Consider the following 12,148-nt stretch of genomic DNA (forward strand, 5'->3'; position numbering starts at 1 on the left):
GATCCAACAGATCCGGTAGACCCAGTAGATCCAACAGACCCAGTAGACCCAGTGGATCCGACAGATCCGGTAGACCCAGTGGATCCAACAGATCCAGTAGACCCAGTAGATCCAACAGATCCTGTAGATCCAGTGGATCCAACAGATCCGGTAGACCCAGTGGATCCCACAGATCCGGTAGACCCAGTAGACCCAGTGGATCCAGTAGATCCAGTAGACCCAGCTGATCCAGTAGACCCAGCTGATCCAGTAGACCCAGTAGATCCAGTAGACCCAGTAGACCCAGTAGACCCAGTAGACCCAGTAGATCCAGTAGATCCAACAAATCCGGTTGATCCAACAAATCCGGTTGATCCAGTAGATCCAAAGAATAAGAGGGATATTTCAGCTACACCTGTAAGTGGCACTGGTACATTACCAAATACAGCATCACAGTGGATGAATTTGTTGTTTGTAAGTGCATTAATAGGCGCGGGTTCGTTGCTGACAATGTATAAATTAAGAAAGAATTAATTCAAGGTGGGAGGAAGGACATGAGTAAACGTTTGATTCTATGGGGCGTTCGAATTGTGTTCAGCCTCTCTCTTTTTTTCGCGGTTTATGCAATAAGTCAGATGATGTTAGAAAAGAAGGAAGTAGATTTAGCTTTGAATAAGTGGGAGAATAGAGAATCTTTTGAATCTCCAGTGTCTAGTCTCCAAATAGATCTCACTAATGCTGGTGCGTCAGAGACAAATAACAAAAATATAACATATCCTATAAAAGGTGATGTTTTCGGTAAACTCTCTATTCCTAAATTACACAGAGAACTCCCAATTATATATGGCACTGATAATGAAGAGCTTGCAAAGGGAGTTGGTCATTACATTGGAAGTGCATTTCCAGGAGAAAGGAATAACGTAGTGCTAGCAGGTCATCGTGATACTGTATTTCGCGGGTTAGATTCAGTGAAAGTTGGTGACCGGGTTTTAATCGAAACAGATTCGGGAGAGTATACATATGAGGTATTTGATCAATCGATCGTAAGTGAAGATGATTTATCAGTACTTTTATCTAATGAAGAAGCGATTCTTACATTAATAACTTGTTATCCTTTTAATTATATAGGGCCAGCCCCTAAGAGATATATTTTGAAGGCTCAGCTAGTAAAGCAAGAATAGTTTAAGTTAAAAAACTTATCTTATACTTGAGGCGAAAAGGAGGTTATCTTTTTTAAACAAAAAGAAAAACACCCCCATAAAAAGGTGCAAATGTGTGAATTGTTTGTATGTATTGGGGTAATTCTATTTTTTAGCCTGTTCTGATAAAAAAGATTGAACGTCTTTAATGCTTAGTCCCATCTTCTTTGCCTCCAGTATAAGGACAACCCAGTCAATGTCTAGCCCATTCTCTACTCCAACTGCAACATTGTTCAACACATATTCCTCCCATTTCCAGGAAATCCAGCCATCATAGTTTTTCAACCTTAGACCTGTGACTTTGCGTCCTGTCCTTTCAAACAGTTTGCCCTTCATATACTGGCTGTTCACTATATAAAACATTTGTAAAAGTTAATAGCTATAATATAGTACAAATTTTCAGAAAAATTTGTAGAACGATGCAAAACATTCCGACAGAATTTCCTATCTCTTTTTGTAAATAATCACCCTGTATAAGTTTTTGAACAGTAAATGAATACCAATGTACTTAAATTATCATAAGTAATGTGTAAATTTTACAGGATTTTTGTAAAAATATGATGAAAAGATGAGGTAGAATATATTGAACACTTCAGGTTTCATCATGCCAATTTTTACATTCTTAGTACAATTTGTTAAAATAGACCATTACAAGTGAAGAATTTATTATGTTGCTTTATAATGGAAAAATAAACAAGCAGTTTTATATCGTTTTATTAGGAGTGAGTTTGCAATGAGTGGATTACAAAATGAAATTATTCGTGCCTTAATGGTAAAACCAACGATTGATCCAGCAGAGGAAATACGTCGTAGTATAAACTTCTTAAAAGAATATATGAAAAAGCATACATTCTTAGAAACCTTTGTGTTAGGACTTTCGCTTGGCCAGGACTCTACATTAACAGGAAGGCTGGCACAATTAGCTGTAAACGAATTGAATGAAGAAGCTGGCGAGAAGAAATACAGATTTATAGGTGTTCGTTTACCTTATGGAAAACAAAAGGACGAGCATGATGCTGAAGCTGTGATTTCTTTTATTGAACCAGATGAGGTTCTAACGGTGAATGTCAAACAATCAGTGGACGCTAGCATTCAGTCATTAAAAGAAGCTGGGATTGAATTAACAGACTTCTTAAAAGGAAATGAGAAGGCAAGAGAACGAATGAAGGTGCAATTTAGTATTGCTGGTGCTACCAAAGGAGTTGTCCTTGGTACAGATCACTCTGCAGAGGCAGTAACTGGGTTCTTTACGAAATATGGTGACGGTGCAGCTGATTTAGTTCCTATTTTCCGATTAAATAAACGACAAGGAAAAATGCTGCTGAAGGAATTAGGTTCTCCAGAACAGCTTTACATGAAGGCGCCGACAGCTGACCTCGAGGATGATCGTCCAGGATTGCCTGATGAAGTTGCTCTTGGAATTACATATGATGAAATTGATGATTATCTAGAAGGAAAACAAATTAAATCAGAGAGTCAGAAGAAACTCGAAGAGACATACTTAAAAACTGAACATAAGCGTCAAGGTCCGATAACGGTTTTTGATGATTGGTGGAAATAAGAAGGAATGAGTAGTCGTAAAGGACTGCTCTTTTTTTGGTTCTAAATAAAGAGCGATATTCGTTATAACAGTTGAAAAATTCAAAAAATAAGGGTATTATTATAAAAACATGTTATAAATTGTTCTTTTTATAGAAAAATTGACTAAATGTGAAGTTGTATAACCTTAGTTCTAATGACAGTTGGATTTGAATATATCTTTATCTATGTCGAAGAGTTGGTAAATAACCGAGCATTAGGAAGGAACGGAGGTTATATGGAGGTGATGACAGTTGACTAAACAGCTAGGTGAGAGAATAAAGGAGTTAAGAATTGATCATGGCATGACATTAAAGGAATTAGGACATGCGATTAACTTCAATTATAGTAACCTTTCAAAAATTGAAAGAGGACATAGAAAACCAACGATTGAATTTCTTGAATGTTTATCTTTCTTCTTTAATATACATATTTCATACTTCTTTGACGAAGGTATAGGCAAAAGAAACCTTTGTAAAGAAGAACATGAGTGGATCTCTTTATCGAATGAAATGAAGCATCAAAATATTACAATTGAAGAAGTTCGTGAACTGGTTAATGTGTTAAATAACAGTAGAAAAATTAGTTACTGAATTTTCTATCATATTTTAATATTTTGTTGACACGTTCTCTAAAAAGAACTAATATGATGATAGATTAATTTTCCATATTGAACAATCGATTTAGTCAAAACCGCCCATCAGGGTTCTATTTTTGGTTAAGGTGTTCTTTTTATAGAACAACGAGGAGATTTAGTCGAATACTCGTAAAGCGGTGAAAAAAGTGGAAAAAGAAATTAATTTAAAGAAAATAGTAAGTGTTATTAAACACAGAATTTGGATGATCATTGTATTATCGTTTTTAGCGGCACTGGCAGGCGGCATTTATAATCAGTATACTTATGTTCCAATCTATGAAGCATCAACGCGAACATTAGTTAAGGCAGATGATAACTTATTTGCTCAATTAACAGCATTAATAAAGGAACCGAACATATTAGAAAAAGTAGTCAGTGAATTAGACCTTCCGGGTTCAGCAGCTAGTCTTGGAAGTAAAATTACGATTAATCAAAGTTCTCAAGTATTAGTTATAAGTGTAGTTGACATTGATCCAGCGAGAGCAGCAAATATTGCGAACACAGTTACTGAAGTATTTATTAAAGATGCAGCCGTTCATTATGATTTCACTGATTTTGAAATTTTTACATCTGCAGAAGAAAACCCATGGCCTATCAATCCTAAAAGCAATAAATTATTAATAGTTGGTTTTATTTTAGGTGCAGGAATAGGAATTGGATTAATTTTTCTATTAGATTCTTTAGACGATACAACAAGGAATTCTCGTGATACGGAAGAAATTTTAGGAATCCCAGTTTTAGGAAAAATATCAAAAATGACAAAAAAGAATACGAATATGAAAATGAAAAAACAAAAAAGCTTAAGTATAAGAGGTGAGTCGATTGGATCTTAAGGGACTTAAAAAGAAACTATTTAAACGAAAAGATATTGTCATCGACAATCCATTAGTAACGTTTAATCAACCAGCTTCAAAAATTTCTGAACAATATCGTACGATTAGAACGAATTTGAAATTCTCATCGTTTGATCAATATCATAAAACATTACTTATAACATCACCAGTAGGTGGAGAAGGAAAATCGATTACGATTGCTAATTTAGGGATTTCAATGACACAGCAAGGACAAAGAGTCCTGATCGTGGATGCTAACCTCAGAAATCCTAATCTCCACCATATATTTAAAATGGATAACTCGTTAGGCTTGTCTTCCATTCTTACTGGTAGATCAGTATTAGAGGGTACTGTTTCACAAACAGATATTAGTAAATTAGAAGTGTTAACAAGTGGGCCTATTCCACATAATCCTACAGAGTTACTAGGATCCCATTCAATGAGGAAACTTATAAACAAAATGATAGAGAACTATGATGTGATCCTGTTTGATTCAGCGCCTGTCCTAGAAGTGGCTGATACGACCGTTATTGCGAACCAATGTGAAGCAGTGGTATTAGTTTTAGATTACGGACACACAGAAAATCAAGATGCGATTGAAGCGAAAAGAGTTTTAGAATTTGCCAATGCAAAGGTTGTAGGTGCAGTTATTAATAAGGCAGGCTAAATCACGGATTTTTGTTCGTTATTAGGAACGCGTTGACTATATTTTGGTGATGCCTCCTCTCCTTTATCAGCGGAGGCACTCGGTCATGCTGTGGGTTGAAAGACCTTAGACGCGATTTGTCGTCAAGAGTGTGGTGTGAGGGTGGGTTAGATGCCCATTTATACTTATTAAAGATTTTATCAATACGCTTTTACTAAAGAACGTATTGATAAGTCCTTTAATAATATCCACAAGCAATATATACCTGAGAGGAGTGAATATATGACATACCGACAGAGAGTTTCTTTTTTAATTTTTATCGATTCCTTTATTATTTTAACAGCCATCCTAATTAGTCGCTTTTTAGTCGAAGGGGACATATATGTTATTACAATACCAGTTGTTGTTAGTGCGATTACCCTATTTTTAAGTCATCATTTCTTTTCATTCTTTTATAAGCTCTATAAGAAAGCTTGGGAATACGCAAGCATAGGTGAATTATTTATTATTTTTAAAGCTATTACATTCTCAGCTATTACAACCGCACTTGTTCAACAGCTTTTCTTAGGTGACATGATGGTAAGATTGCTTGTTGTTACGTGGATGATTCATATACTGCTTATTAGTGGGTCTCGGTTAGTATGGAGAATATATAGAGATGCATTTATTAAGAACCAGGATCATAAAAAAAGAACACTTATAATCGGAGCGGGATCTGCGGGGACGATGGTTGCTAGACAACTGTTGAATAATCATGATTCAGAACTTCGACCTGTTGCTTTTATTGATGATAATGTCAGAAAACAAAAGTTGGATATCTTAGGAGTTCCAGTGGTTGGAGCGGTTCAAGATCTAGAAGGCACGGTAAGCAAATATAAGATTGCCAATATTATTATCGCAATCCCCTCATTAAGTAAGAGAGAACTGAATCGAATTTTTCAAGAATGTGCAAAAACGACAGCTAAAACGAAAATTCTTCCTATGCTTGAAGATTTAGTCACCGGGAAGGTTTCAGTTAATCAGTTCCGAGATGTACAGGTAGAGGATCTTCTTGGTCGTGAACCGATTGAGTTGGATATTACTAGTATTTCAGAATATGTGACAAACAAAGTTGTGTTAGTGACAGGTGCTGGCGGTTCTATTGGTTCAGAGATTTGTAGGCAAATATCAAACTTCAAACCAAAGACGTTAGTATTACTCGGACATGGAGAAAATAGTATTTATTCGATTGAAATGGAACTTAAGGAAACTTTCAAGAGTACACCGATTGAATTCATAACCGAAATTGCAGATCTTCAGGATGCAAAGAAGATGATGAGTGTTATGAGTACCTATCTTCCTGATGTTGTTTATCATGCTGCAGCACATAAACACGTACCTTTAATGGAGCGAAATCCAGAAGAAGCAGTTAAAAACAATATTATTGGAACTGTCAATGTGGCGAAGGCTGCAAGTTGGAATGGTGTAGGTACATTTGTCATGATTTCTACAGATAAAGCGGTAAATCCGACAAGTGTAATGGGAGCGACTAAACGACTTTCCGAAATGATGATTCAGCATCTTGATAAAATAAGTAAAACAAAATTTGTAGCAGTTCGCTTTGGAAATGTATTAGGAAGTCGTGGTAGTGTAATCCCTCTATTTAAAAAACAAATTCAAAAAGGCGGACCAGTTACAGTTACCCACCCAGATATGGTTCGTTATTTTATGACAATACCAGAAGCATCAAAACTGGTCATCCAAGCAGGTGCACTTGCAAGGGGCGGTGAAATTTTCGTATTAGATATGGGGGATCCAGTGAAAATTGTTGATCTTGCCCGTAATTTAATTAAGCTATCAGGGAATTCCATTGATGAAATCGGGATTGAATACACTGGGGTGAGACCTGGTGAGAAATTGTTTGAAGAACTACTAAATCATGATGAGGTCCATGGCAAACAAGTATATCCTAAGATTTACATAGGAAAAACATCGGATTTATATATTGAGGAGATTGAGGAAATCATCGCATCCTTTGGGACCTATGATAAGACAAAGCTTAGAGATCGATTACTTGAACTTGCTAATAAGAAAGTAAGAGTGCAAGAGAAACTTGTGTCGATTTCTGGATAAGAGGAGTGAGATTTGTGAAGGTGAAAAAAGCAATTATCCCTGCTGCTGGACTTGGAACACGGTTCCTTCCAGCTACTAAAGCAATGCCAAAAGAAATGCTTCCAATTGTAGATAAGCCAACCATTCAATATATTGTTGAAGAAGCCATTGAATCAGGTATCGAAGATATCATTATTGTGACTGGAAAAGGGAAGCGAGCTATCGAAGATCACTTTGATCACTCGTTCGAGCTTGAGCAAAACCTATTTGAAAAAGGAAAGTTTGAATTACTAGATGAGGTACAGAAATCTTCAAAACTGGTTGATATTCATTACATTCGTCAAAAAGAACCAAAAGGATTAGGGCATGCCATTTGGTGTGCAAGAAAGTTCATTGGGAATGAGCCGTTTGCCGTTTTACTAGGAGACGACATTGTTCAAGCAGAGAAACCATGCTTACAGCAATTGATAGAGCAATATAATCGCTATAATGCGAGTGTTCTAGGTGTTCAAACAGTACCAGAAGATGAGGTATCCAGATATGGAATCGTTGATGGAAGTCAAATTGCAGACCGATTTCTTACCGTTAATAGTTTAGTAGAGAAACCTAAGCAAGAAGAGGCTCCTTCAAACTTAGCGATCATGGGCCGTTACATTTTAAGTCCTAGAATTTTTGATATCTTAAGTAAACAAGAACCTGGTTCAGGTGGAGAAATTCAATTGACAGATGCAATTGCAGCGCTAAACCAACATGAAGCAGTTTATGCTTATGATTTTGAAGGGACTCGACATGATGTGGGAGAGAAATTTGGATTCATTAAAACAACTGTAGAATTTGCGCTTCAACGTGAGGATTTAAAATATCAATTGTTAGACTATCTTTCGTCAGTTGTTGACAAAGAATTAACGAAATGAGCTAACTTATATGAAAAAAATCCTATTTTGTGCAACCGTAGATTACCATTTCAAAGCCTTTCATTTACCTTATCTAAAATGGTTCAAGGAACAAGGTTGGGAAGTTCATGTTGCGGCAGCTGGGGAAATCGAACTTCCGTATGTAGATCAGAAGTTTAACATCTCGATTCAAAGATCACCTCATAATCGAAAAAATGTTGGTGCTTATAAAGAATTAAAACAAATCATCGAAAACAATCAGTACCAACTCATTCATTGTCATACCCCAATGGGAGGAGTTCTTGCAAGACTAGCAGCAAGAACAGCTAGAAAAAAAGGAACAAAGGTTATCTATACTGCCCATGGGTTTCATTTCTGCAAAGGTGCACCATTACTGAATTGGTTGATTTATTATCCAATTGAGAAAATGTTGGCGAAAAACACTGATTGTTTAATTACCATTAATCAAGAAGATTACGAGCTTGCTAATAAAAGATTAAAAGCTGATCGAATTGAACATGTTCACGGAGTTGGCGTGGATATTGAAAGATTTAAGCCCATTAGTATTATTCAAAAGAATAATTTAAGAATCTCCTATGGGTTTAAACTAGGAGATTTTTTATTATTTTACGCGGCGGAATTTAATAAAAATAAGAATCAACAGTTATTAATAAAAGCTCTAGCCCAAATAAAGGATGAAGTCCCGAATGCGAAACTACTGTTATGTGGTGAAGGAGATTTACTAGAACAGTGTAGAGAGTTAGCGGGTACTCTTGAACTAAAAGATAGGGTTCATTTTCTGGGATTTCGAACCGATCTTGATCAATTGATTCCAATGTGTGATGTTGCTGTCGCTTCAAGCTTACGCGAAGGATTACCTGTTAATATCATGGAATCAATGGCATGTGGGTTGCCGGTGGTTGCTGTTGGGAATAGGGGGCATAGTGAACTAATTAATCACAGGGAAACCGGATATCTGGTTTTGCCAGAACAAGTTGAAAAGTTTGGTGAATATATATTGGATATTTATATGAAAAAGGATTTAAGAAAAAAAATGAGCTTAAACAGTATTGATAGAATGAAATTATTCACCGTTTATCGCGTGAGTCTAGAGCTTACCTCAATTTATGAATCATATATGGTGGAGGATATGGATGAGGCCCAAAATAAGCATAATCGTGCCTATATATAATGTCGAACAGTATTTAAATAGATGTTTTAATAGCCTATTATCACAAACACTAAAAGATATAGAAATAATTGCAGTAAATGATGGGTCCACAGATAGCAGTTTAAAGACTGTTGAACAGCTTGCTGCGAATGATAATCGAATTGTTGTTATAGACAAGGTTAATGGTGGAGTCTCATCTGCTCGAAATGAAGGACTAAGTAAAGCAAACGGTGAGTATATCGGCTTTGTAGACCCTGATGATTGGGTAGATTCTACAATGTATGAGACGCTTTATTCTATTGCTGAAAGAGAAAAATCAGATATTGTTATGTGTTCGTATATGCGTGAATTTGGAAGTCATTCTAAGGAAAAGAAGTTCAATCTTCCTGAGAAAACTACTTTTCATAATGAAGAAGTTAGAGACAAAGTACTAAGACGACTCGTAGGTCCTATTAATGAGGAAATTGCAAATCCAGAACTTCTTGATGCATGGGGAACCGTTTGGTCTAAATTATATAAAACTGAAATTATAAAAAACAACAAGATTCAATTTAAAGATCTTCAAGAGATAGGTAGTAATGAAGATTCTTTATTTAATATTGAAGCGGTATATCACGCTAAAACATTTACTTTTTTCAACCGACCTTTTTATCATTATTGGAGGGCTAATATTGCTTCAGAAACTTCTGGATATAAACCAGATTTAATGAAAAAGTGGTTTAAACTCTACAAACATATTGAATTATTTTTAGATAAACATGAAATGAAAGAGGAGTATTATCAAGCCCTAAATAACAGAATTTGTCTAAATACTCTAGGACTCGGCTTAAACACGATTAGTCATCAGAATAATTCATCTATGTTACATAAAATGAGAAAAATAAGAGAGTTTTTAAACAATCAAAGGATTAAAGGATCATTTAAGCAATTTGATTTATCTGTATTTCCATTTGTATGGAGAATTTTTTATTCTTTAGCTAAAGTTCGGTCGGTAATAGGGTTTTATTTCGCACTAATCGGAATTGAGCAGTTAAGAAAAATTGTTAGGTAGGAGGTGTTGAAATATGGAACCAATTCGAATTCTTCAAGTTGTAACCATTATGAACCGTGGTGGACTAGAGACGATGTTAATGAATTATTATCGTCAAATTGATCGAGCAAGGATACAGTTTGATTTTATGGTTCATCGATCAGAAGAAGGTCATTATGACCAAGAAATAAAGGAACTTGGCGGGAAAATTTATAAGATGCCTCAGATAAGACCAGGGAACTACCGAAGATATTTTAAAGAGTTAGATGTTTTTTTTAAGAAGCATGATGAATATAAAGTAGTACATTCACATATTAACGAAAATAGTAGCTTTGTACTTAGGGCAGCAAAGAAAGTTGGAATTCCAGGAAGAATTGCTCACAGTCATTTAAGCGATTTAGGGTTGGATAAGAAACTACCTTTTCGATTATATGCCCGTTATCATATGAAAGATAATCCTACTTCTTATTTCGCATGCTCAAAAAATGCAGGTCAATGGCTATTCGGTAGGCAAATAATGAATTCTAATTTGTCAGTTGTTAACAATGCAGTAAATGTAGAAGAATTTAAACATAGCAAGGAAATACGAGCGAAAGTCAGAAGAGAGCTTGGATTAAAAAATCAATTAGTGATTGGCCATGTTGGAAGGTTTAATAAACAGAAAAACCACGAGTTTATTATAGATATTTTCAAAGAACTAAAAAATAAGAAACCGGATGCCGTTTTAGTTTTGATTGGCGAGGGAAATTTAATGGACGATATTAGAGTTAAAGTAAAAAAGCACAATCTAACTGAGAATGTTAAATTCTTAGGAGTTCGGAATGATATTCCTGATTTAATGCAAGCAATGGATCTATTTCTATTCCCATCTTTATTTGAGGGATTACCTGTAGTTTTAGTAGAGGCGCAAGCGGCAGGGCTAAGATGTGTTGTTTCTAATTCAATTACAAACGAATCAGATGTTACGGGTAGAGTGCATTTTATGAGTCTGCAAGATTCTTCAGCAAAATGGGCAGATCAGATTCTTTTAACCCCTTTGGACCGTATTGATTCAACAGAGGATCTTATAAGAAACGGGTATGATTCTAGAACAATGGTGAAGTGGTTGAGTAAATATTACTCTAAGTATTATTTACTAGCAAACTAATGGGGGTGAAGAGTTTGAAACCTACACTAACGGTATTTACTCCAACATTCAATCGTGCTTATACACTCCATCTAGGCTATGAAAGTTTGAAGAGACAAACATTTAAGGATTTTGTTTGGTTAATAATTGACGATGGTTCAACTGATGATACAAGGGAATTAGTTGAAAACTGGATTAAAGAAAAGATTGTTCCTATTCGTTATCATTACCAAGATAACCTAGGGATGCATGGAGCTCATAATGCAGCCTATGAATTAATAGATACTGAGCTAAATGTTTGCATTGATTCTGATGATTATATGCCGGATCAAGCAGTTGAGAAAATAGTTAATTTTTGGAGCAAATATGGAGATGCAAATGTAGCTGGTATTGTTGGACTAGATGCGAATCAAGCAGGACAGATTATTGGAACTGAAATTCCAGAAAGTCTCGAAAAATCTACTCTATCAGATTTATACGGAAAGTATAAGGTAAAAGGAGATAAAAAACTTGTGTATCGGACGGATTTGATAAAGAACACTCCACCATACCCAATCTTCCCTGGTGAAAAATACTGTCCTCTTAGCTATAAGTACATTTTAATTGATCAAGGATATCCTTTGTTAGTAATGAATGAAGTCTTATGTCATGTTGAGTACTTAGAAGATGGTTCCAGTTTGAACATGATTAATCAATATAAGAGAAATCCTAGAGGATTTTTGTTCTTTAGAAAGGTAGCAATGGAATATTCACCGACTCTAAAAGATTTACTTCGTGAATCCATCCACTATGTATCTAGTAACATGATGGTAAAGAATTATAGATTTCTAATTGAAACACCAAGATTTTTTCCGACATTATTAGCTACTCCGTTTGGAATCGCACTGTTCTTATATATTAAGAACACAAAAGTGAAAGCTCTTAAATAATAGTTCTACAACATCAACAAAGGAAGGGAAGTAATT

At 35.4% G+C, this 12,148-nt stretch carries 13 protein-coding genes and 1 riboswitch; of the genes, 12 read left to right on the forward strand and 1 reads right to left on the reverse strand.

The genetic code is table 11. The annotated features are described in order from the left end of the window. Both BLQ56_RS24090 and BLQ56_RS13790 read left to right on the forward strand, forming a co-directional pair. The coding region (locus BLQ56_RS24090; RefSeq protein ID WP_204381081.1) for a DUF4573 domain-containing protein at nucleotides 1–513 on the forward strand (513 nt) is incomplete at its 5' end. Nucleotides 514–533: 20 nt separating this feature from the next. Further along, nucleotides 534–1,160 (forward strand): class D sortase, encoded by a 627-nt coding sequence (locus BLQ56_RS13790; protein ID WP_090855316.1) that lies wholly within the window; start codon nucleotides 534–536, stop codon nucleotides 1,158–1,160. Nucleotides 1,161–1,283: 123 nt separating this feature from the next. On the opposite strand, the gene BLQ56_RS23200 is transcribed toward BLQ56_RS13790, so the two are convergent. Then, nucleotides 1,284–1,415, reverse strand: coding sequence for an anti-repressor SinI family protein (locus tag BLQ56_RS23200; RefSeq protein WP_139163098.1), 132 nt, complete (start codon nucleotides 1,413–1,415; stop codon nucleotides 1,284–1,286). Between the two features lie 18 nt (nucleotides 1,416–1,433). Beyond that, a riboswitch (cyclic di-GMP riboswitch) is annotated at nucleotides 1,434–1,518 on the reverse strand. A 393-nt stretch (nucleotides 1,519–1,911) separates the two neighbouring features. Between BLQ56_RS23200 and nadE the strand changes: the two genes are divergently transcribed. The 10 genes from nadE (at nucleotide 1,912) to BLQ56_RS13840 (ending at nucleotide 12,112) form a co-directional block, all read left to right on the forward strand. Further along, complete coding sequence (gene nadE / locus BLQ56_RS13795) at nucleotides 1,912–2,739, forward strand: ammonia-dependent NAD(+) synthetase (RefSeq protein WP_090855319.1); 828 nt, start codon at nucleotides 1,912–1,914, stop codon at nucleotides 2,737–2,739. A gap of 271 nt (nucleotides 2,740–3,010) precedes the next feature. After that, nucleotides 3,011–3,349, forward strand: a complete 339-nt coding sequence (locus BLQ56_RS13800; protein WP_090855322.1) for a helix-turn-helix domain-containing protein — start codon at nucleotides 3,011–3,013, stop codon at nucleotides 3,347–3,349. Nucleotides 3,350–3,539: 190 nt separating this feature from the next. Next, nucleotides 3,540–4,226, forward strand: coding sequence for a YveK family protein (locus BLQ56_RS13805; protein ID WP_175490303.1), 687 nt, complete (start codon nucleotides 3,540–3,542; stop codon nucleotides 4,224–4,226). Between the two features lie 34 nt (nucleotides 4,227–4,260). Beyond that, complete coding sequence (locus BLQ56_RS13810) at nucleotides 4,261–4,893, forward strand: CpsD/CapB family tyrosine-protein kinase (RefSeq protein ID WP_386756459.1); 633 nt, start codon at nucleotides 4,261–4,263, stop codon at nucleotides 4,891–4,893. Nucleotides 4,894–5,154: 261 nt separating this feature from the next. Continuing rightward, the gene (locus BLQ56_RS13815) at nucleotides 5,155–6,984 is read left to right on the forward strand and encodes a nucleoside-diphosphate sugar epimerase/dehydratase (protein WP_090855331.1); all 1,830 of its coding nucleotides are present in this window, start codon (nucleotides 5,155–5,157) and stop codon (nucleotides 6,982–6,984) included. Between the two features lie 14 nt (nucleotides 6,985–6,998). Next, nucleotides 6,999–7,877, forward strand: coding sequence for a UTP--glucose-1-phosphate uridylyltransferase GalU (galU, locus tag BLQ56_RS13820; protein ID WP_090855333.1), 879 nt, complete (start codon nucleotides 6,999–7,001; stop codon nucleotides 7,875–7,877). 10 nt (nucleotides 7,878–7,887) lie between these two features. Next, on the forward strand, nucleotides 7,888–9,048 hold the full coding sequence (locus BLQ56_RS13825) for a glycosyltransferase family 4 protein (protein ID WP_090855335.1): 1,161 nt from the start codon (nucleotides 7,888–7,890) through the stop codon (nucleotides 9,046–9,048). Beyond that, nucleotides 9,011–10,078, forward strand: coding sequence for a glycosyltransferase family 2 protein (locus tag BLQ56_RS13830; protein WP_090855337.1), 1,068 nt, complete (start codon nucleotides 9,011–9,013; stop codon nucleotides 10,076–10,078). Before BLQ56_RS13825 ends, BLQ56_RS13830 begins: the two co-directional genes overlap by 38 nt. 13 nt (nucleotides 10,079–10,091) lie before the next feature. Beyond that, nucleotides 10,092–11,204: a glycosyltransferase family 1 protein gene (locus BLQ56_RS13835; protein ID WP_090855340.1), complete on the forward strand. Its 1,113-nt coding sequence runs from the start codon at nucleotides 10,092–10,094 to the stop codon at nucleotides 11,202–11,204. 14 nt (nucleotides 11,205–11,218) lie between these two features. Then, nucleotides 11,219–12,112 (forward strand): glycosyltransferase family 2 protein, encoded by an 894-nt coding sequence (locus tag BLQ56_RS13840; protein ID WP_090855343.1) that lies wholly within the window; start codon nucleotides 11,219–11,221, stop codon nucleotides 12,110–12,112. Nucleotides 12,113–12,148: the final 36 nt, after the last annotated feature.

It is taken from the genome of Litchfieldia salsa (assembly GCF_900104555.1).
Lineage (GTDB): Bacteria > Bacillota > Bacilli > Bacillales > Bacillaceae_L > Litchfieldia > Litchfieldia salsa.